The organism is Pseudomonas sp. 2822-15, from assembly GCF_002742515.1.
Taxonomy (GTDB): domain Bacteria; phylum Pseudomonadota; class Gammaproteobacteria; order Pseudomonadales; family Pseudomonadaceae; genus Aquipseudomonas; species Aquipseudomonas salomonii.
On the sequence record NZ_LJRY01000156.1, the window covers coordinates 281,095 to 300,580 of the forward strand.

General features: G+C 60.5%; 20 protein-coding genes. 10 read left to right on the forward strand and 10 right to left on the reverse strand.

Features of this window, described 5'->3' with window-relative positions:
- Positions 1–144: 144 nt before the first annotated feature.
- The 9 genes from AOA59_RS03010 to pdeM all read left to right on the forward strand — a co-directional run bounded on the left by AOA59_RS03010 (position 145) and on the right by pdeM (position 10,490).
- On the forward strand, positions 145–1,149 hold the full coding sequence (locus tag AOA59_RS03010) for a ligase-associated DNA damage response exonuclease (protein WP_099485876.1): 1,005 nt from the start codon (positions 145–147) through the stop codon (positions 1,147–1,149).
- Positions 1,146–2,780, forward strand: coding sequence for an ATP-dependent DNA ligase (locus AOA59_RS03015; RefSeq protein ID WP_099485878.1), 1,635 nt, complete (start codon positions 1,146–1,148; stop codon positions 2,778–2,780). Before AOA59_RS03010 ends, AOA59_RS03015 begins: the two co-directional genes overlap by 4 nt.
- Positions 2,781–3,120: 340 nt before the next feature.
- A complete protein-coding gene (locus AOA59_RS03020; protein ID WP_017137173.1) occupies positions 3,121–3,900 on the forward strand; it encodes a transporter substrate-binding domain-containing protein in 780 nt (259 codons plus the stop codon).
- A gap of 60 nt (positions 3,901–3,960) precedes the next feature.
- Complete coding sequence (locus AOA59_RS03025) at positions 3,961–4,689, forward strand: ABC transporter permease (protein WP_099485880.1); 729 nt, start codon at positions 3,961–3,963, stop codon at positions 4,687–4,689.
- Complete coding sequence (locus tag AOA59_RS03030; protein ID WP_058421686.1) at positions 4,686–5,396, forward strand: ABC transporter permease; 711 nt, start codon at positions 4,686–4,688, stop codon at positions 5,394–5,396. Before AOA59_RS03025 ends, AOA59_RS03030 begins: the two co-directional genes overlap by 4 nt.
- 9 nt (positions 5,397–5,405) lie before the next feature.
- The gene (locus AOA59_RS03035; protein ID WP_099485882.1) at positions 5,406–6,524 is read left to right on the forward strand and encodes a succinylglutamate desuccinylase/aspartoacylase family protein; all 1,119 of its coding nucleotides are present in this window, start codon (positions 5,406–5,408) and stop codon (positions 6,522–6,524) included.
- 13 nt (positions 6,525–6,537) lie between these two features.
- Positions 6,538–7,302, forward strand: coding sequence for an ABC transporter ATP-binding protein (locus AOA59_RS03040; RefSeq protein ID WP_017137170.1), 765 nt, complete (start codon positions 6,538–6,540; stop codon positions 7,300–7,302).
- A gap of 57 nt (positions 7,303–7,359) precedes the next feature.
- Positions 7,360–9,840, forward strand: coding sequence for a ligase-associated DNA damage response DEXH box helicase (locus AOA59_RS03045; RefSeq protein WP_099485883.1), 2,481 nt, complete (start codon positions 7,360–7,362; stop codon positions 9,838–9,840).
- Positions 9,840–10,490, forward strand: a complete 651-nt coding sequence (gene pdeM / locus AOA59_RS03050; RefSeq protein WP_099485885.1) for a ligase-associated DNA damage response endonuclease PdeM — start codon at positions 9,840–9,842, stop codon at positions 10,488–10,490. The genes AOA59_RS03045 and pdeM overlap by 1 nt, the downstream gene beginning before the upstream one ends.
- 24 nt (positions 10,491–10,514) lie before the next feature.
- Here pdeM and AOA59_RS03055 read toward each other — a convergent pair whose 3' ends face one another.
- Both AOA59_RS03055 and dcd read right to left on the reverse strand, forming a co-directional pair.
- Positions 10,515–10,715, reverse strand: coding sequence for a hypothetical protein (locus AOA59_RS03055; protein WP_017137167.1), 201 nt, complete (start codon positions 10,713–10,715; stop codon positions 10,515–10,517).
- Between the two features lie 107 nt (positions 10,716–10,822).
- Positions 10,823–11,389: a dCTP deaminase gene (gene dcd, locus AOA59_RS03060; protein ID WP_017137166.1), complete on the reverse strand. Its 567-nt coding sequence runs from the start codon at positions 11,387–11,389 to the stop codon at positions 10,823–10,825.
- Between the two features lie 389 nt (positions 11,390–11,778).
- Between dcd and AOA59_RS03065 the strand changes: the two genes are divergently transcribed.
- The gene (locus AOA59_RS03065; RefSeq protein ID WP_002554837.1) at positions 11,779–11,988 is read left to right on the forward strand and encodes a cold-shock protein; all 210 of its coding nucleotides are present in this window, start codon (positions 11,779–11,781) and stop codon (positions 11,986–11,988) included.
- 262 nt (positions 11,989–12,250) lie between these two features.
- Here the strand turns inward: AOA59_RS03065 and rpoS are convergent, their stop codons facing one another.
- From rpoS to AOA59_RS03105, 8 genes are all read right to left on the reverse strand, one after another.
- Positions 12,251–13,261, reverse strand: coding sequence for an RNA polymerase sigma factor RpoS (gene rpoS, locus AOA59_RS03070; protein WP_056857520.1), 1,011 nt, complete (start codon positions 13,259–13,261; stop codon positions 12,251–12,253).
- Positions 13,262–13,367: 106 nt separating this feature from the next.
- Positions 13,368–14,210, reverse strand: coding sequence for a peptidoglycan DD-metalloendopeptidase family protein (locus AOA59_RS03075; protein ID WP_099485887.1), 843 nt, complete (start codon positions 14,208–14,210; stop codon positions 13,368–13,370).
- A gap of 209 nt (positions 14,211–14,419) precedes the next feature.
- Positions 14,420–15,055 (reverse strand): protein-L-isoaspartate(D-aspartate) O-methyltransferase, encoded by a 636-nt coding sequence (locus AOA59_RS03080; protein ID WP_169850588.1) that lies wholly within the window; start codon positions 15,053–15,055, stop codon positions 14,420–14,422.
- Between the two features lie 41 nt (positions 15,056–15,096).
- Positions 15,097–15,846, reverse strand: coding sequence for a 5'/3'-nucleotidase SurE (surE, locus tag AOA59_RS03085; protein ID WP_017137163.1), 750 nt, complete (start codon positions 15,844–15,846; stop codon positions 15,097–15,099).
- A complete protein-coding gene (gene truD, locus AOA59_RS03090) occupies positions 15,834–16,892 on the reverse strand; it encodes a tRNA pseudouridine(13) synthase TruD (RefSeq protein WP_099485889.1) in 1,059 nt (352 codons plus the stop codon). The genes surE and truD overlap by 13 nt, the downstream gene beginning before the upstream one ends.
- Complete coding sequence (gene ispF / locus AOA59_RS03095; RefSeq protein WP_012722614.1) at positions 16,889–17,362, reverse strand: 2-C-methyl-D-erythritol 2,4-cyclodiphosphate synthase; 474 nt, start codon at positions 17,360–17,362, stop codon at positions 16,889–16,891. The genes truD and ispF overlap by 4 nt, the downstream gene beginning before the upstream one ends.
- Positions 17,363–17,416: 54 nt before the next feature.
- Complete coding sequence (fghA, locus tag AOA59_RS03100) at positions 17,417–18,262, reverse strand: S-formylglutathione hydrolase (RefSeq protein WP_099485891.1); 846 nt, start codon at positions 18,260–18,262, stop codon at positions 17,417–17,419.
- Between the two features lie 8 nt (positions 18,263–18,270).
- Positions 18,271–19,383, reverse strand: a complete 1,113-nt coding sequence (locus tag AOA59_RS03105) for an S-(hydroxymethyl)glutathione dehydrogenase/class III alcohol dehydrogenase (RefSeq protein ID WP_017137160.1) — start codon at positions 19,381–19,383, stop codon at positions 18,271–18,273.
- Positions 19,384–19,486 lie beyond the last annotated feature (103 nt).

Genomic DNA, 19,486 nt, shown 5'->3' on the forward strand with positions numbered 1-19,486 from the left:
TGCATCCTGTGACGCTCCGCGTCACGCCATCAAAATGTGGGAGCTGGCTTGCCTGCTCCCACATTTGGATTGCATGCATTCAGATAGAACTTCTGCGTTGCGCTTTGCCTCCTAACTGATAAGCCCATCGCCCCCGGCACGCCCATGGACCTTGTCATCGCCCGCCCCGAAGGCCTCTATTGTGCTGCGGGAGATTTCTACATCGACCCCTGGCGCCCGGTGGACCGCGCCGTCATCACCCACGCCCATGGCGACCACGCCCGCACCGGCAACCAGCATTACCTGGCCGCCGCTCCAGGCGAAGGTATCCTGCGCTCGCGACTGGGCCAGGACATCAACCTGCAAACCCTGGCCTACGGCGAAAAACTCCTCCATCACGGCGTCACCCTGAGTTTCCACCCCGCCGGGCACGTGCTCGGCTCCGCCCAAGTGCGCCTGGAATACCAGGGCGAAGTCTGGGTCGCCTCCGGCGACTATAAAGTCGAACCCGACGGCACCTGTGCGCCCTTTGAGCCGGTGCGTTGCCACACCTTCATCACCGAATCCACCTTCGGCCTGCCGATTTACCGCTGGCAGCCCCAGGCGCAGATTTTTGCCGGCATCAATGACTGGTGGCAGGCCAATATCGCGGTCGGCAAGGCCAGCGTGTTGTTCTGTTATTCCTTTGGCAAAGCCCAGCGCATCCTGCATGGCATCGACGCCAGCATCGGCCCGATCCTCAGCCATGGCGCGGTCGAACCGCTGAACCGTGTGTACCGCGAGGCCGGCATTTATATCCCTGAAACCCTGTATGCCGGTGACTTCAAAAAGACTGACCCATTGCTGCGCCAGGCACTGATCATCGCCCCGCCGTCTGCCGGTGGCAGCAGTTGGATCAAGCGCTTCGGCGACTACAGCGACGCTTTCGCCAGCGGCTGGATGCGCCTGCGTGGCACGCGACGGCGGCGCGGTGTGGACCGAGGTTTTGTGCTCTCGGACCACGCCGATTGGCCCGGATTGCTGTGGGCCATCGAACAGACCGGCGCCGAACGGGTGATGGTCACCCATGGCTCTGTCGGCGTATTGGTGCGCCACTTGCGGGAAAAAGGCCTGGATGCCCAGGGCTTCACCACCGAATACGGCGATGACGAAGAAGAGGCCACGGCATGAAAGCCTTCGCCGAGCTGTACGCTAACCTCGACGCCACCACCTCCAGCAACGCCAAGCTGGCCGCGCTGCAAGCCTACTTCCGCCAGGCGCCACCCGAAGATGCGGCCTGGGCCGTGTATTTCCTCTCCGGCGGGCGGCCCCGGCAATTGGTGCCAACCCGTCTGCTGCGTGACATGGCCACCGCAGCGTCGGGCATAGAACCTTGGTTATTCGAAGAAAGTTACCAATCAGTGGGCGACCTGGCCGAGACCATTTCGCTGTTGTTGCCCGAATCCTCCTACACCTCGGAAGACGGGCTGGCGGTATGGCTGGAAGAAAAGTTGCTGCCCCTGCGGGGTCTGCCGCCGCTGGAATTGGCTGAACGCCTGCCCGCGTTATGGGCGCAGCTCGATCAGCCGAGCCTGATGGTGTGCATCAAATTGATCACCGGCAGTTTTCGCGTCGGCGTGTCCAAACTGCTGGTCACCCGCGCCCTCGCCGCCATGGCCGACCTGGACAGCAAACGTGTGGCACAACGGTTGGTGGGCTACACCGACCTGTCCAACCGGCCTACGGCCGAAGGCTACCTCAAGCTGATCGCCGCCGAATCGTCCGACGAACATGCGCAACGCGGCGGGCAGCCGTATCCATTTTTTCTGGCCCATGGGCTGGCGCAACCGGTGGAGCAATTCGACGCCTTGCTCGGCGCAACCGCCGACTGGCAGGTGGAATGGAAGTGGGATGGCATTCGCGCGCAACTGGTCAAGCGCGAAGGTCGCCTGTGGGTTTGGTCGCGCGGTGAGGAGTTAGTCACAGAGCGCTTCCCCGAACTGCACAGCCTGGTCAGCGGCCTGCCGGATGGCACGGTGATCGATGGCGAAATTGTGGTGTGGAAGGACGCGGTGCAACCCTTCGCTCTGCTGCAACAGCGCATTGGCCGTAAAACCTTGAGTAAAAAAGTCCTGGAGGATGCGCCCGTCGCGGTTCTGGCCTATGACCTGCTGGAGCATCAGGGCAACGATTGGCGCAACCACACCCAGGCCGTACGCCGCGCCCAGCTTGAGCAAGTGATTGCGCAGTGCAACCAGCCCGTGCTGTTGCCATCGCCCTTGCTGACGGGCGCGAGCTGGAAGGACCTGGCTGAGCAACGCGAAGACTCTCGCCGCCTCGGCGTGGAAGGCATGATGCTAAAAGCCCGCGATGGCCTGTACGGCGTGGGCCGCACCAAGGACATGGGCGTGTGGTGGAAATGGAAGGTCGACCCGTTCAGTGTCGACGCCGTATTGATCTACGCCCAGCGCGGCCATGGCCGACGCGCCAGTTTGTATAGCGATTACACCTTCGCGGTGTGGGACGGCCCACCCGGCACTGAACGCACGCTGGTGCCATTCGCCAAGGCGTATTCAGGGCTGACGGACGAAGAAATGCGCAAGGTCGACGCCATTGTGCGCAAGACCACGGTGGAGAAATTCGGCCCGGTCAGCAGCGTAACGCCGAGCATGGTGTTTGAGCTGGGGTTTGAGGGGATTGCCTTATCCAAACGCCACAAGAGCGGGATTGCGGTGCGGTTTCCGCGGATGCTGCGGTGGCGGCAGGATAAGACAGTGGAAGAAGCCGACAACCTCGGGACCTTGCAGGACTTGTTGACTTGACCCCTTACTCCCAAACACTGCAGAAACCTGTGGGAGCCGGGCTTGCCCGCGATGGCGCTGGGTCAGCTTAGAGAGATTTGGCAGACACACCGCTATCGCGGGCAAGCCCGCTCCCACATTTTAATTTTCATTTGCTTCAAAATGGTGCGCCGAATTTTCCATGCCCATTTTCGGGCATCTCCTACAATCACATCTCCTTTATCCTTCCTTTTAAAACACCCATTCGGAACTACTTTCGGAACTATGGTGCAGAAATTGCTACTTGTGATCCGTCTGACACCGTTCAGTAACAGTCCTAACCGCGCCACAAGCGCTTATCTTGGTTTCCAGGGATTACATAATGAAAAAAGCATTGCTGACCCTTTCTGCACTGGCTCTGTGCATGGCTGCCGGTACCGCGCTGGCCAAGGAATACAAGGAATTGCGTTTTGGTGTCGATCCTTCCTACGCACCATTCGAGTCCAAGGCCGCCGACGGCAGCCTGGTAGGCTTCGATATCGACCTGGGCAATGCGATCTGCGCCGAGCTGAAAGTGAAGTGCAAGTGGGTTGAAAGCGACTTCGACGGCATGATTCCAGGCCTGAACGCCAACAAGTTCGACGGCGTGATTTCCTCGATGACCGTGACTGAAGCCCGCGAAAAGGCGATCGATTTCTCCAGCGAGCTGTTCTCCGGCCCGACGTCCCTGGTGTTCAAAAAGGGCGCGAACTTCTCCACGCCTGAGTCCCTCAAGGGTAAATCCGTGGGCTACGAGCAAGGCACCATCCAGGAAGCCTACGCCAAGGCCGTGCTGGACAAGGCCGGTGTGACCACCAAGGCCTACGCCAACCAGGACCAGGTTTACGCCGACCTGACTTCGGGCCGCCTGGACGCTTCCGTGCAGGATATGCTGCAAGCCGAACTGGGCTTTTTGAAGTCGCCGGCCGGCGCTGACTACGAAGTCAGCAAGGCCATCGACGACCCACTGCTGCCATCGAAAACTGCGGTCGGTATCAAAAAAGGTAACAAAGACCTCAAGGCTCTGCTCGATAAAGGTATCAAAGCGTTACACGATGATGGCACCTACGCCACCATCCAGAAGAAACACTTCGGCGACCTGAACCTCTACAGCGGTAAATAACACCCCGGCGCCCACCGGTTTGCGGTGGGCGCTTTTTTATCGCCATTAGGTCCTGAATTCATGTTTGAAGATCTTTTGCAAACCCTGGGGCTGGGTGCCTTCAGCTTGAAGGGGTTCGGCCCGCTGTTGCTGCAAGGTACGTGGATGACCGTGAAACTGTCGGTCGCCTCCCTGGCCGTCAGCGTCCTGCTGGGCCTGCTCGGCGCCAGCGCCAAACTGTCCAGCGTCAGCCTGATACGCATCCCTGCCCAGCTCTACACCACCTTGATTCGCGGTGTGCCCGACCTGGTGCTGATGCTGCTGATTTTTTACAGCCTGCAAATCTGGCTGACCGGCTTAACCGACTTTATGGAATGGGACTACATCGAAATCGACCCATTCAGCGCCGGGGTCATCACCCTGGGCTTCATCTATGGCGCCTATTTCACCGAGACCTTTCGCGGCGCGATCCTCGCCGTGCCCCGTGGCCAACTGGAAGCGGCGACCGCCTACGGGCTCACGCGCGGGCAGCGGTTTCGCTTCGTGACCTTCCCGCAGATGATGCGCTTTGCCTTGCCGGGCATCGGCAACAACTGGATGGTGATGCTCAAGGCCACCGCGCTGGTGTCGATCATCGGCCTGGCGGACCTGGTCAAGGCCGCGCAGGATGCGGGCAAGAGTACTTATCAGCTGTTCTATTTTCTGGTGATCGCCGCGCTGATCTACCTGCTGATCACCAGTGCATCCAACGTCGTCTTGCGCTGGCTTGAGCGCCGCTACTCCGCTGGGTCCCGGGAGGCCGTGCGATGATCGAACTTCTTCAACAATACTGGCGGCCGTTCCTGTACAGCGACGGCCAGCACATCACCGGGCTGGCGATGACCATGTGGCTGCTGAGCGCGGCGCTGGTAATCGGCTTTCTGGTCTCGATCCCGCTGTCCATCGCCCGCGTCTCGCGCAAACGCTCCATACGCTGGCCGGTGCAGTTCTACACCTACCTGTTTCGTGGCACGCCGCTGTATATCCAACTGCTGATTTGCTACACCGGCATCTACAGCATCGCCGCCGTGCGTGCGCAGCCGGTGCTGGATGCGTTCTTTCGCGATGCGATGAACTGCACGATCCTCGCCTTCGCGCTTAACACTTGCGCGTACACCACGGAAATTTTCGCCGGCGCGATCCGCAGCATGGCCCATGGCGAAGTCGAAGCGGCCAAGGCGTACGGCCTGAGCGGCTGGAAACTCTATGCTTACGTGATCATGCCGTCGGCCCTGCGCCGCTCGTTGCCCTACTACAGCAACGAAGTGATCCTGATGCTGCACTCGACCACCGTGGCATTTACTGCGACGGTGCCGGACATTCTCAAGGTAGCGCGGGATGCCAACTCAGCCACTTACATGACCTTTCAATCATTCGGCATCGCCGCGCTGATCTACCTGACCGTGACCTTCGCGCTGGTCGGGCTGTTTCGTCTGGCGGAGCGCCGCTGGCTGGCCTTTCTCGGGCCGAGCCATTAAGGAGTCGCGATGCGTCATCAGGTACATGAACTGATCGCGCCGGTGCCCGGCACGGCGCGGCAGGTTCACAGTTTCCACTTCGGCCCGGAACAGGCTGAGGGCAAGGTTTACATCCAGTCATCACTGCATGCCGATGAGCTGCCGGGCATGCTGGTGGCCTGGCACCTGAAGCTGCGTCTGGCGGAGCTGGCAGCGGCCGGGCGCCTGCGCAGCGAGATCGTGCTGGTGCCCGTCGCCAACCCGGTGGGGCTTGAGCAGGTGTTGATGGACATTCCATTGGGCCGCTACGAGCTGGAAAGCGGGCAGAACTTCAATCGCCTGTTTGTCGATCTCAGTGAGGCAGTCGGCAATCAGGTCGAAGACCTGCTGGGCGACGACCCCACGCACAACGTCGAGCTTATTCGCGACGCCCTGAGCCTGGCCCTTGCGGCGCAAACGCCCGCGACCCAGCTGCAATCCCAGCGCCTGGTGCTGCAACGCCTGGCCTGTGACGCCGACATGGTGCTGGACCTGCATTGCGACTTTGAGGCCGTGGCACACCTGTACACCACGCCCGAGGCGTGGCCGCAGGTGGAGCCGCTGGCGCGCTATATCGGCTCGGAGGCCAACTTGCTGGCGACCGACTCCGGCGGGCAGTCGTTCGACGAGTGCTTCACGCTGGTGTGGTGGCAGTTGCAGCAACGCTTCGGCGAGCGCTTCCCGATCCCGATGGGCAGCTTTTCGGTGACCGTCGAACTGCGCGGCCAGGGCGACGTCAACCACGGCCTGGCGGCGCTGGATTGCCAGGCGATCATCGATTACCTGATTCACTTCGGTGCCATTACCGGTGACGCGCCGCCGCAGCCCGAGCTGCCTTACCCGGCCACGCCACTGGCGGGCGTGGAACCGGTGGCCACGCCGGTCGGCGGCTTGCTGGTGTTCTGCGCCCTGCCCGGGGAATACGTGGAGGCCGGGCAACTGCTCGCCGAAATCATCGACCCCATTACTGACCGCGTAACGCCTGTGCACTGCCAACATGCCGGCCTGCTTTACGCCCGTTCGCTGCGGCGCATGGCCACTGCCGGCATGGTGATCAGCCATGTTGCCGGCACGCAGGCCTATCGCAGCGGCTACCTACTTTCGCCTTGAGGATGCACGCCCCATGTACAAATTGACCGTTGAAGGCCTGCATAAAAGCTATGGCGACAATGAAGTGCTCAAAGGTGTTTCGCTCAAGGCCAACACCGGTGACGTGATCAGCCTGATCGGCGCCAGTGGTTCGGGCAAAAGTACCTTTTTGCGCTGCATCAACTTTCTGGAAACGCCCAACGACGGCGCCATGACCCTTGATGGTCAGCAGATCCGCATGGTCAGCGACCGCCACGGCATGCGCGTGGCCGACGACGCCGAACTGCAACGCCTGCGTACGCGGCTGGCGATGGTGTTCCAGCATTTCAACCTGTGGAGCCATATGAGCGTGCTGGAAAACATCACCATGGCGCCGCGCCGGGTACTGGGTTGCAGCAAGAAGGACGCCGAAGACCGTGCCCGTCGCTACCTGGATAAGGTCGGGCTGCCGGCACGCGTGGCCGATCAATACCCGGCGTTCCTCTCGGGTGGCCAACAGCAACGGGTGGCCATCGCCCGCGCCCTGGCCATGGAGCCGGAGGTAATGCTGTTTGACGAACCCACCTCGGCCCTCGACCCGGAACTGGTCGGCGAGGTGTTGAAGGTGATCCAGGGCCTGGCCGAGGAAGGCCGCACCATGATCATGGTCACCCACGAGATGAGCTTTGCGCGCAAGGTGTCGAACCAGGTGCTGTTCCTGCACAAGGGTCTGGTGGAAGAGCAAGGCACGCCCGAAGATGTGTTGGGCAATCCCAAGAGCGAGCGCCTGCAGCAATTTCTGAGCGGTAACTTGAAGTAAACCTTTGCCACGCCTGGAGGGTCTCTGACATAGAGCCTCCAGAGCGTCAGCCGCCGAATGGCAAAACCCCTCGACTTCGCCAAAAAATGGTTTGCCGCCAAGGGCTGGAAGCCGTTCGCCTTTCAAAAAGCCGTATGGGCGGCCGTTAAAGAAGGCCAGTCAGGCCTGCTGCACGCCAGCACCGGCGCGGGTAAAACCTATGCGCTGTGGTTTGCCGCCCTTAACCGCTTCGCCGTCACTCGCCCGCCCGCTACCGGTAAACGCAAAATACCCGCCGAGCCTCTGACGGTGTTGTGGATCACACCTATGCGCGCCTTGGCCGCCGACACGGCACGCGCCCTGGAGGCGCCACTGGCGGCACTGGAGATTCCCTGGAGCGTCGGCCTGCGCACGGGGGATACCAGCAGCAGTGAACGCGCACGCCAGACCCGCCGCCAGCCCACCGCGCTGGTGACCACACCGGAAAGCCTGACACTGATGCTTGCGCGTGCCGACAGTGAGACGAGCCTTACGCACCTGCGCATGGTGATCGTGGATGAGTGGCACGAACTGATCGGCAATAAGCGTGGCGTGCAGTTGCAATTGGCGTTGGCGCGCTTGCGGCGTTGGCATCCGGATTTGATGGTGTGGGGGATTTCCGCGACGTTGGGCAACCAGTCCCACGCCCTTGAGGTTCTGGTCCCGCAAGGCGGCGCAATTAATGTGCAGGGGCAGACGGCTAAAGAACTGAAGGTCGACACCTTGTTGCCGCCCACTGTCGAGCGTTTTCCCTGGGCCGGGCATATCGGCTTGAAGATGCTCCCGCAGGTGGTGGCCGAAGTGGAGGCCAGCAGCAGTTGCCTGGTGTTTACCAATACGCGCGCGCAGTCGGAGATCTGGTACCAGGCGCTGCTGGAGGCGCGCCCGGATTGGGCGGGTTTGATTGCCCTGCACCATGGCTCGCTATCCCGTGAAACCCGCGACTGGGTGGAGCGCGCCCTGAAAGACGGTCAGCTCAAAGCGGTGGTGTGTACCTCGAGCCTGGACCTGGGCGTGGATTTCCTGCCGGTGGAGCGCGTGCTGCAAATCGGCTCGGCCAAAGGCGTGGCGCGCCTGATGCAACGCGCCGGGCGCTCCGGCCATGCGCCAGGCAGGCCATCACGGGTGACGTTGGTGCCGACCCATAGCCTGGAACTGGTGGAAGCCGCCGCTGCCCAGGATGCGATAGCGCAGCGGCGCATCGAAGCTCGCGAATCGCCCTACAAGCCTTTGGATGTACTCGTACAACACTTGGTGAGCATGGCCCTGGGCGGTGGTTTTACCCCGGATGCACTGTTGACGGAGGTGCGTGGTGCCTGGGCTTATCGTGACCTTACTGACGCCGACTGGGCCTGGGCGCTGGGGTTTGTGCGCCATGGCGGCCTGTCGTTGACGGCCTATCCGGATTACCGCCGTGTGGAGCCCGATGAGCATGGCGTGTGGCGCGTGCCGGATGCACGCCTGGCGCGACGCCATCGCATGAGCGTGGGCACGATCGTCAGCGATGCGAGTATCCAGCTGAAATTCTGGAGCAAGGGCGGCGGCGGCAAGAATCTGGGCAGTGTCGAAGAAGGCTTTATCGCCCGGCTCAAGCCTGGCGACGGTTTTTTGTTTGCAGGGCGTTTGCTGGAGTTGGTGCGCGTGGAAAACATGACGGCGTATGTACGCCGCAGCACCGCGAAAAAGGCTGCCGTGCCGCGCTGGAATGGCGGGCGCATGCCGCTATCCAATGAATTGGCGCAAGCGGTGGTCGAGCGCTTTGATGCAGCCGCCCACGGTCACTTTGACGGCCCTGAGATGCGCGCGGTGCAACCTCTGCTACAAACCCAGTTGCGCTGGTCAGGTCTGCCGACACGTGCGCGCTTGCTGGCGGAAGCCCTGAAGTCGCGGGAGGGCTGGCACCTGTTTCTCTACCCGTTCGCCGGGCGCCAGGTGCATCTGGGGCTGGCGAGCCTGCTGGCGTGGCGGGTCAGCCAAGGCCAGCCGGTGACCTTTTCGATTGCGGTGAATGATTACGGGCTGGAACTGTTGAGCGCCACCCCGGTGGACTGGCCGGTGTTGTTGAACGAAGCGCTGCTGAGCCCGGCTAACCTGCTGGTGGATGTAGCCGCCAGCTTGAACGCCGGGGAACTGGCGCTGCGCCGCTTCCGCGAAATCGCCCGCATCGCCGGGCTGGTGTTTGCCGGTTACCCCGGTGCGCCGAAAAGCACGCGGCAGGTGCAAGCTTCCAGCGGCTTGTTCTTTGAGGTGTTCAAACAATATGACCCAGAGAACCTTTTACTGACCCAGGCCGGGGAAGAAGTCCTGCGTGATGAGTTGGATATTCGTCGGCTCGAAGAGACATTAAGCCATCTGTCGGCACTGAAACTCGACCTGCATGTAATCGAACGGCCGACGCCGCTGGCTTTTCCCCTGCTGGTTGAGCGAATGCGCGAGAGCATGAGTTCGGAGAAGCTGTCCGAGCGCATTGCACACATGGTCAAGGACCTGGAAAAAGTCGCGGATAACGGGAAACGCTGATGCATCATTCGCTGACGCTTGAGGGTGAGGAGCTGTGGCTGCTGGCGGAAAAGGCGATTTACTGGCCCGCCCGCCAGTGCCTGCTGATCGCCGATGCGCATTTTGGCAAGGCCTCGGCGTATCGCAGCCTCGGGCAACCGGTGCCGCAGGGCACCACCACCGAAAACCTGCAGCGCCTGGACCGTCTGTTATCGGCCCTGCCGTGCACGTGGGTGATCTTTCTCGGCGACTTCCTGCATGGCCCTGGCTCACACGCCAGCGGCACCCTGAGCGCCTTGAGAGCCTGGCGCGCGCACAATCACGAACTGAACCTGACCTTGATTCGCGGCAATCACGATAAACGCGCTGGCGACCCGCCTGCCGACCTGAGGATTGAAGTGGTGGCCGAGCCGCTGTTGATGGGGCCGTTCGCGCTGCAGCATGAGCCGGATGCCCACCCCAGCCATCATGTGCTGGCCGGGCATGTACATCCGGTGTACCGGTTGCGCGGCAAAGGCCGCCAGAGTTTGCGACTGCCGTGCTTTCAGATCGGCTCGCGGATCAGCTTGCTGCCGGCGTTCGGAGCTTTTACCGGCGGCTATTCCGTGGAGAAAAGCGATGATCAGCGGTTATTTGTGATCGGCGATCAAGACGTATGGCCGGTGCACTGAAGCGCCAGCCATGTCTTTTATAAATCAGGCGACAGGCGCTGGAGGCGGCTCATCGGGAAGGACTGGCTCACCGGGCTCGGTGGGCTGCTGTGGCCAATCTTCGTCAGGTTGACCAGGGATGCCGCCCGCATATGCAGGGTCGGCCATCAGGGACCAGGCCAAAACACCAATCTGGTTGGGTTCAAGCCGGGCGAGTTCGGCGCTGATTCGCGGGTCGATCTTCATAAAGTACTCCTCAAGCGTGGCTCGGCGCGTTTTGCACGCGCCGAGGCAGTACACCCAATAGAGTCACTTCACGCAGACTAATTCCCTTTACGTGTAAGACCTTTCGATCAAGCGCGTGGGAGAGTGACGCCGCGCTGGCCCTGGTACTTGCCGGCGCGGTCTTTATAAGACACTTCACAGGCTTCGTCGGACTGCAGGAACAGCATCTGCGCCACGCCTTCGTTGGCGTAGATCTTGGCCGGCAAGGTGGTGGTGTTGGAGAACTCCAGGGTCACGTGGCCTTCCCACTCCGGCTCAAGCGGCGTCACGTTAACGATGATGCCGCAGCGTGCGTAGGTGCTTTTACCCAGGCAGATGGTCAGCACGTCACGGGGAATCCGGAAGAATTCCACTGTGCGCGCGAGGGCAAAGGAGTTTGGCGGAATGATGCACACGTCGCTTTTAACGTCGACGAAGCTCTTTTCGTCGAAGTTTTTCGGGTCGACGATCGCCGAGTTGATGTTGGTGAACACCTTGAATTCATCGGCACAGCGCACGTCGTAGCCGTAGCTGGACACACCGTAGGAAATCACGGGAGCCGCGCCTTCGCCACGGATCTGGCGTTCAACGAAGGGTTCGATCATGCCGTGTTCTTGCGCCATGCGGCGAATCCACTTGTCCGATTTGATGCTCATGGCGGGTGTCCTGAATAGCGAGGTGGAAAAATTCTGTTGGGCATCTTACCGGGGCCGGCCTTGGGGTTCAAAGGGCGCGGGGCATTTGTTGATGAATGTGCAGCCGTCCATAAGCGGCAGCCAGCAGGGCCGGGGCCCACATTGCAATGCCCGATGACTGTAAATACCACCGCCAGTCACGAAAATAGAGAAACCTTCGGAAATACCATTGGCACGTCCCGGAAAAAGGGTTAAGGTGGCGCCACTGTGCTGCTTGTGTCACTGAGAATCTCTACACGATATGTTGAATTTCGATCCAACCATCTCCAAGAATTTTTCCTGCTCTTTGCACTCAGTCTCGGCCAGGGCTTTTCCTGAGTCGCAGTTAACTTTGTCCAAGGAGATACACCATGTCTAATCGCCAAACTGGTACCGTTAAGTGGTTCAACGATGAAAAAGGCTTCGGCTTCATCACTCCACAATCCGGTGACGACCTGTTCGTTCACTTCAAAGCTATCCAATCCGACGGCTTCAAAAGCCTGAAAGAAGGCCAACAGGTTTCTTTCATCGCTACCCGCGGTCAGAAAGGCATGCAAGCTGAAGAAGTTCAAGTTATCTAACTTGTACTGACTTAGTCGAAAAAACCCCGCCCTTAAAAGCGGGGTTTTTTTATGCCTGATCGTTCCCACGCTCTGCGTGGGAATGCCTCTTGTGACGCTCTGCGTCACGCTTGGGGACGCTCTGCGTACTGCCCTGATCGTTCCCACGCAGAGCGTGGGAACGATCAGGGCAGGTACAAAAAAATGTGGGAGCAGACTTTATGTGGAAGCTGGCAAGCCAGTTCCTACATAAAGTCTGCTCCCACATTTTGTTCAGCGTCGCTTATTGGAACAACGACTCACTCGACAAGCCGTTCTTCTCGAGGATCTCACGCAAGCGTTTGAGGCCCTCTACCTGGATCTGCCGCACCCGCTCACGGGTCAGGCCGATTTCCAGGCCCACATCCTCCAGGGTGCTGCTCTCATGGCCGCGCAGGCCGAAGCGGCGAATCACCACCTCGCGCTGCTTGTCCGTGAGTTCCGACAACCACTGGTCAATGCTTTGGGAAAGATCATCGTCCTGCAACAGCTCACAAGGATCTGTCGGGCGATCATCCGTCAGGGTGTCCAGCAGGGTTTTATCCGAATCCGGACCCAGCGAGACATCGACCGAAGACACGCGCTCATTCAAGCCGAGCATGCGCTTGACCTCTCCCACCGGTTTTTCCAGCAGGTTGGCGATTTCTTCAGGCGAAGGTTCATGATCGAGTTTTTGTGTCAGCTCACGTGCCGCCCGCAGGTAGACGTTGAGCTCCTTGACCACATGGATCGGCAACCGGATCGTGCGGGTCTGATTCATGATCGCCCGTTCGATGGTCTGGCGAATCCACCAGGTGGCATAGGTAGAAAAGCGGAAGCCCCGCTCAGGGTCGAACTTCTCCACCGCCCGGATCAAGCCCAGGTTGCCCTCCTCGATCAGGTCCAGCAGCGACAGGCCACGATTGACGTAGCGTCGGGCGATTTTCACCACCAGCCGCAGGTTGCTTTCAATCATGCGCTTGCGCCCAGCCGGATCGCCCTTTTGCGACAAGCGCGCAAAATGGACTTCTTCTTCGGGAGTCAGCAAAGGGGAAAAGCCGATTTCATTGAGATACAGCTGCGTGGCGTCGAGCGCCCGCGTGTAGTCAATGTACTTGTGTTGCTTCAACGCGGTGGAGTTCTTGGATTTGGTGCGAACTGAAGGAGTTGGAGACCCTTCATCATTCGACATCGATTCCTTTTCGGTGAGTATCTCCATTTCAAGGAGAACCTCATCGTCGATGTCAAACTCCGGCGCTTCTTTACTGAGAGCCATTGTTATAGTCCTTTGGTGAGTTCGACCTCAAGCTCAAGCGACGCCTTTATCCTTGGCAACGCTGGAGCCTGTTCCTTCTACGTGAGGGAACAGGCTGTGCAACACATCAACGACGGGGTAGGAATTGCAGCGGGTCTACAGGTTTCCCTTGGCGGCGAATCTCAAAGTGCAGTTTCACCCGGTCTGTACCAGTTGACCCCATTTCGGCAATTGTCTGTCCGACTTTGACCTGCTGCCCCTCCCGAACCAACAGCCTGCGGTTATGACCGTAGGCACTGACGTAGGTATCGCTGTGTTTGATGATGACCAGCTCGCCGTAGCCCCGTAAACCACTCCCGGCGTAAACCACTGTCCCATCAGACGCAGCTAAAACAGGCTGTCCCAAATCCCCGGCGATATCAATGCCTTTATTCAAACTACCGTTTGAAGAGAATTTTCCAATCAGCACCCCGTTTGAAGGCCATCCCCAACCGGTCGGTGCCGGCCCGGCAGGTGGCAACGGCGTAGCTGCCGGCTTGCTCGCAACCGCAGGCGCGGCGGTGCCCGCAGGCCTGGTGATGATCGTGGTTTTGCTTGAAGAGGAGGCCGAGGATCCGGACTTTGTCACAACTGCCGTCGAGGCCGAACCGGTACGCCCATCGAAACGGATGGTTTGCCCCGGATGTATCGTATAGGGCACAGGAATATTGTTACGAGCTGCGAGCGCCTTGTAATCCCAGCCGTAACGGAAGGCGATCGAGAACATCGTGTCCCCCTTTCGCACTACATATTGCCCGGTGGTGACCGTCGGTTTTTGCGGCACGGCGCTGGCACCGCTTCGATCGACAACCCGAGCGCCACTGGACGGAGAGCTTGAGCAACCCACCAATAAGGAACTCAAGACGAGGCCAAGCACCAGTCGCTGAAAACTTGTTTTACTCATACGCTGCGCAAGACCTGTGAGACTCACCCGCCGCTCCCTTTGTGCTGGCCGAACATGAATGCCTGTATCAGGCTTGAAATATGTCGCAAGTATAACTGGGCATTGGCTTTTTACCGGTACACGACTGAAACGAAAAATTCATCGTGTTTAAACCCGGCATCCAATCATGTTGACTCAATAAGCCCCGCCGTAAGACACATCCCCATCAACAGAATTCACTGTTTACAAAGAAATGATCAGGCCAGCGGGCCATTGAGCAGCGGAACGAAGCGCACGGCACCCAGTACATGCCGGGAAAAACCTTCGTCCTCACGGATAATGAGCATCAATTGTTGCACTTCGCCAGAGCCCACCGGGATGACCAGGCGTCCGCCGGGGGCGAGCTGATCGAGCAGCGCCTGGGGCACATCGGTGGCGACCGCCGTGACGATAATGCCGTTATACGGCGCCAGCGCCGGCCAGCCTTCCCAACCGTCGCCCCAACGGAACACCACGTTGCGCAGGTTGAGCTCCACCAGGCGCTCCTTGGCGCGGTCCTGCAGGACCTTGATGCGCTCCACCGAGAACACCCGTTCCACCAGTTGCGAGAGCACGGCGGTCTGGTAACCCGAGCCGGTGCCGATCTCCAGCACCTTGTCCAACGGCCCCGCCGCCAGCAACAGCTCACTCATGCGTGCAACCATATAAGGCTGCGAGATGGTCTGGTTGTGGCCAATCGGCAACGCAGTGTCTTCATAGGCGCGATGCGCCAGCGCCTCATCCACGAACAGATGCCGAGGCGTGCGCCGGATGACTTCCAGAACCTGGGCGTTGGACAGGCCTTCTTCATACAGACGCTGGATCAAACGCTCGCGGGTACGCTGGGAGGTCATCCCGATACCGCGACGCAACAGGTCGTCTTGTTCACGCGCCATTAACGCAGCCCCTCAAGCCAACCATCCAGACTACTGAAGGCATCACTGAAGGTGCGATCGAGCTGCAACGGGGTAATCGAAACATAACCTTGCATCACCGCATGAAAGTCGGTGCCGGGGCCGCCATCTTCGGCATCGCCGGCGGCAGCAATCCAGTAACCTTCCTTGCCACGCGGGTCGACCACCTTCAACGGCGCTGCCGCACGGGCGCGATGGCCCAGGCGGGTCAGCTGAATGCCGCGGATATGGTCGAGGGGCAAATTGGGAATATTGACGTTGAGCACCGTGCGCGGCGGCAAGTCCAGGGAGCCGTGGGCCTCCACCAGCTTGCGGGCGAAGTACGCCGCCGTCGCCAGGTTATCCAGTTGCCGCGAGGCAAACGAAAAAGCGAACGAAGTGCGCCCCAGGAAACGCCCTTCAAGGGCCGCCGCCACGGTGCCGGAATACAGCACGTCATCGCCCAGGTTGGCGCCCAGGTTGATGCCCGACACCACCAGATCCGGCTCCTGGTCCAACAAGCTGTTGATTGCCAGGTGCACGCAGTCGGTGGGGGTGCCGTTCACGCTGATAAAGCCATTGGCCAGAACCTGCGGGTGCAGCGGACGGTCGAGCGTCAGCGAACTGCTGGCGCCGCTCTTGTCCTGGTCCGGGGCAACCACCACGCACTCGGCGTAATCCTGCAGCGCAGCATAAAGCGCGGCAAGACCGGGTGCGGTGGCACCGTCATCGTTTGATATCAGAATACGCATGGGTTGTCCGTCGGCCCCACCGGCACCAGATCAACAAGCTCGCGCACCAACACAGTGGCGAAGCATCCGGCCGGCAGGACGAATTCCAATTGCAGAATGTCAGGACCGGGATAATGCCACGTCAACCCGCCAATGGGCAGTCGCAGAATGCGCCGTTCCTGGCTCATGCCGGCGTTCACCAGCCAATCGCGCAGCTCTGGCTCGCTGGCGGCAATGGTTTGCTCAAGCGTGTGGGTCGCGCCGCCGGCCGGTGAATCGCCCTCGCCCCACTGCGGGCCGGTGGGGTGCAGGTCCAGAATCGCCAGGCGCGGGTCGCGGCATTCAGCCTCGCCCGCCGGGAAAAAACTGCGACTGTCGGTAAACGCCAGCAGGTCACCGACCTGGGCACGCTGCCAGGAGCCGTCCGCAACCCGCGCCGCCAACACTTTGTTAAACAGAAAGCTGCGCGCGGTCGACAGCAGCCGCGAACGCACATTGCGCTGTTCCGGCAACGCCTTGCGCGCCGCCCAGTCACGGGCATCCACGACGTTGCCGCCGTTATGGCCGAAACGCTGGGCGCCGAAGTAGTTCGGGATGCCGTGCTGGGCGATCAGCTGCAAGCGTGCGTCAATGGCGGCGGTATCGCCGGCCAATTGGGTCAGGCGCAGGGTAAAGCCGTTGGCCGAATGCGCGCCGCGTTGCAGCTTGCGCCTGTGGCGGCCCATCTTAAGAATCTTGAGGGTGTCGTTTTCGGCGCCGCTCATGTCCGGGTCGGCCTTGCCTGGCAGTTGCACGCTGAACCACTGACGGGTCAACGCCTGACGATCCTTGAGCCCGGCGTAGCTGACGGTGCGCAAGGGCACGCCGGCAGCCTTGGCGATACGGCGCGCAGCCTCTTCGGTATTCAGGCCGCGCTTTTCGACCCACAGCCACAGGTGCTCACCGTCGCCGCTCAGGGGAATGTCCAGCACTTCGTCGACCTGGAAATCTTCAGCCGTCGCTTTCAAAACCGCGCTGCCCAGGGCCTCGCCATAGGCACGCGGGCCCAGCAATTGCAGATCATTCATGCGCGCAGCAACAAGGCGACGGAGTGCACCGCGATGCCCTCTTCCCGGCCGGTAAACCCGAGCTTTTCGGTGGTGGTGGCTTTCACGTTGACTTGATCCAATTCAATTTGCAGGTCGGCGGCAATCAGCGCGCGCATCGACTCGATATGCGGGGCCATTTTCGGTGCCTGGGCCACGATGGTGTTGTCGACGTTGCCGACCTTCCAGCCCTTGGCGTGGATCAGGCCGACCACATGGCGCAACAACACACGGCTGTCCGCGCCCTTGAAGGTCGGGTCGGTGTCTGGAAAGTGCTTGCCGATATCGCCCAACGCGGCCGCGCCGAGCAAGGCATCGCTCAAGGCATGCAACACAACGTCGCCGTCGGAATGAGCCAGCAACCCATGGTGGTGTGCAATGCGCACGCCGCCCAAGGTGATGAAATCGCCTTCAGCGAAACGGTGCACATCATAGCCGTGGCCAATACGCATAAAAAAACGCCCCGATTTAATTCAGGGCGTGATTCTACCTACTTTTGCCTCACATTAACCGAGCAAAGCACGACCATGATGTCGCAAATGGTCTTCGATGAAGCTGGCGATAAAGAAGTAGCTGTGGTCATAACCCGGCTGCAGGCGCAGTTCCAGCGGATGGTTGGCGGCCTTGGCCGCTTGCTGCAACGCCTCAGGCTTAAGCTGCACGGCAAGGAAATCGTCGCGATCACCCTGGTCTACCAGCAACGGTAGTTTTTCCGAGGCTTCGCTGATCAGCACGCAGGCATCCCACTCGCGCCATTTGGCGCGTTCTTCGCCCAGGTAACGGGAGAAGGCTTTCTGGCCCCACGGGCAATCCATCGGGTTGTTGATCGGCGAAAACGCCGACACCGATTGGAAACGCCCCGGGTTGCGCAAGGCACACACCAGCGCACCGTGACCGCCCATGGAGTGGCCGCTGATGCCGCGTTTGTCCGAAGCCGGGAAATGCGCCTCAACCAAGGCAGGCAATTCCTGCACGACATAGTCATGCATCCGATAGTGCTTGGCCCAGGGTTCCTGCGTGGCATTCAGGTAGAAGCCGGCGCCGAGGCCAAAGTCCCAGGCGTTGTCCGGGTCGCCCGGCACACCCGGCCCACGCGGGCTGGTGTCGGGTGCGACGATGATCAACCCAAGCTCGGCGGCCATGCGCTGGGCGCCGGCCTTTTGCATGAAGTTCTCATCGGTGCAGGTCAGCCCCGACAGCCAGTACAGCACTGGCAACTTGCCGCCCTGCTCCGCCTGCGGCGGCAAGTAGACGGCGAACGTCATGTCGCAACCGAGCACATCGGAATGATGCTTGTAGCGTTTATGCCAGCCGCCGAAGCTCTTCTGGCACGACAGGTTTTCCAGGTTCATGGCCGACCTCAGAAGTGGATGACGGTACGAATGCTCTTGCCTTCATGCATCAGGTCAAACGCTTTGTTGATGTCTTCCAGGCCCATGGTGTGGGTGATAAAGGTGTCCAGCGGGATCTCGCCGGTCTGGGCCATTTCCACATAGCTTGGCAATTCGGTGCGGCCGCGCACGCCGCCGAACGCCGACCCGCGCCAGACGCGACCGGTGACCAGCTGGAATGGGCGGGTGGAAATTTCCTGGCCGGCACCGGCCACACCGATGATCACCGACTCGCCCCAGCCTTTGTGGCAGCACTCAAGCGCGGCGCGCATCAGTTGTACGTTGCCGATGCACTCAAAGGAGAAGTCCACGCCGCCGTCGGTCAAGTCGACGATCACGTCCTGGATTGGGCGGTCGTAGTCTTTCGGGTTAATGCAGTCGGTGGCGCCCAGTTGCTTGGCGATTTCGAACTTGGCCGGGTTAATGTCGATGGCAATGATGCGACCGGCCTTGGCTTTCACCGCGCCGATCACCGCCGACAGGCCGATGCCGCCAAGGCCGAAGATGGCCACGGTGTCGCCTGGTTTGACCTTGGCGGTGTTGATCACTGCACCGATGCCGGTGGTAACGCCACAGCCCAGCAGGCAGACTTTTTCCAGCGGTGCTTCTTTAGGGATCTTGGCCACGGAGATTTCCGGCAACACGGTGTACTCGGAGAAAGTCGAGGTACCCATGTAATGGAAAATCGGCTGGCCCTTGTAGGAGAAACGCGTGGTGCCGTCGGGCATCAGGCCTTTGCCCTGGGTGGAACGGATGGCCTGGCACAGGTTGGTCTTGCCAGACAGGCAGAATTTGCACTTGCCGCATTCCGGGGTGTACAGCGGGATCACGTGGTCGCCAACCGCGACCGAGGTCACGCCCTCGCCGATCGCTTCAACCACCGCACCGCCCTCGTGACCGAGGATCGACGGGAAGATGCCTTCCGGGTCGGCGCCCGACAAGGTGTAGGCGTCGGTATGGCACACGCCGGACGCAACCACACGCAACAGCACCTCGCCGGCCTTGGGCATGGCGACATCCACTTCAACAATCTCAAGGGGCTTTTTCGCTTCGAAGGCTACGGCGGCGCGAGACTTGATCATCCGGGTTTCTCCAGGGAGTTAAAAACTGAGGCAGTGAGTGTAAAACATGGCTCAGTGATGAATAATCCAGGCAAAAGCAAAACATTATTGCCATACAGGGATA

Bases quoted from the DNA above. Each gene is read 5' to 3' on its own strand.
- AOA59_RS03010 (WP_099485876.1), top strand. From the start codon at position 145: ATGGACCTTGTCATCGCCCGCCCCGAAGGCCTCTATTGTGCTGCGGGA.
- AOA59_RS03015 (WP_099485878.1), top strand. From the start codon at position 1,146: ATGAAAGCCTTCGCCGAGCTGTACGCTAACCTCGACGCCACCACCTCC.
- AOA59_RS03020 (WP_017137173.1), top strand. From the start codon at position 3,121: ATGAAAAAAGCATTGCTGACCCTTTCTGCACTGGCTCTGTGCATGGCT.
- AOA59_RS03025 (WP_099485880.1), top strand. From the start codon at position 3,961: ATGTTTGAAGATCTTTTGCAAACCCTGGGGCTGGGTGCCTTCAGCTTG.
- AOA59_RS03030 (WP_058421686.1), top strand. From the start codon at position 4,686: ATGATCGAACTTCTTCAACAATACTGGCGGCCGTTCCTGTACAGCGAC.
- AOA59_RS03035 (WP_099485882.1), top strand. From the start codon at position 5,406: ATGCGTCATCAGGTACATGAACTGATCGCGCCGGTGCCCGGCACGGCG.
- AOA59_RS03040 (WP_017137170.1), top strand. From the start codon at position 6,538: ATGTACAAATTGACCGTTGAAGGCCTGCATAAAAGCTATGGCGACAAT.
- AOA59_RS03045 (WP_099485883.1), top strand. From the start codon at position 7,360: ATGGCAAAACCCCTCGACTTCGCCAAAAAATGGTTTGCCGCCAAGGGC.
- pdeM (WP_099485885.1), top strand. From the start codon at position 9,840: ATGCATCATTCGCTGACGCTTGAGGGTGAGGAGCTGTGGCTGCTGGCG.
- AOA59_RS03055 (WP_017137167.1), bottom strand. From the start codon at position 10,715: ATGAAGATCGACCCGCGAATCAGCGCCGAACTCGCCCGGCTTGAACCC.
- dcd (WP_017137166.1), bottom strand. From the start codon at position 11,389: ATGAGCATCAAATCGGACAAGTGGATTCGCCGCATGGCGCAAGAACAC.
- AOA59_RS03065 (WP_002554837.1), top strand. From the start codon at position 11,779: ATGTCTAATCGCCAAACTGGTACCGTTAAGTGGTTCAACGATGAAAAA.
- rpoS (WP_056857520.1), bottom strand. From the start codon at position 13,261: ATGGCTCTCAGTAAAGAAGCGCCGGAGTTTGACATCGACGATGAGGTT.
- AOA59_RS03080 (WP_169850588.1), bottom strand. From the start codon at position 15,055: ATGACCTCCCAGCGTACCCGCGAGCGTTTGATCCAGCGTCTGTATGAA.
- surE (WP_017137163.1), bottom strand. From the start codon at position 15,846: ATGCGTATTCTGATATCAAACGATGACGGTGCCACCGCACCCGGTCTT.
- truD (WP_099485889.1), bottom strand. From the start codon at position 16,892: ATGAATGATCTGCAATTGCTGGGCCCGCGTGCCTATGGCGAGGCCCTG.
- ispF (WP_012722614.1), bottom strand. From the start codon at position 17,362: ATGCGTATTGGCCACGGCTATGATGTGCACCGTTTCGCTGAAGGCGAT.
- fghA (WP_099485891.1), bottom strand. From the start codon at position 18,262: ATGAACCTGGAAAACCTGTCGTGCCAGAAGAGCTTCGGCGGCTGGCAT.
- AOA59_RS03105 (WP_017137160.1), bottom strand. From the start codon at position 19,383: ATGATCAAGTCTCGCGCCGCCGTAGCCTTCGAAGCGAAAAAGCCCCTT.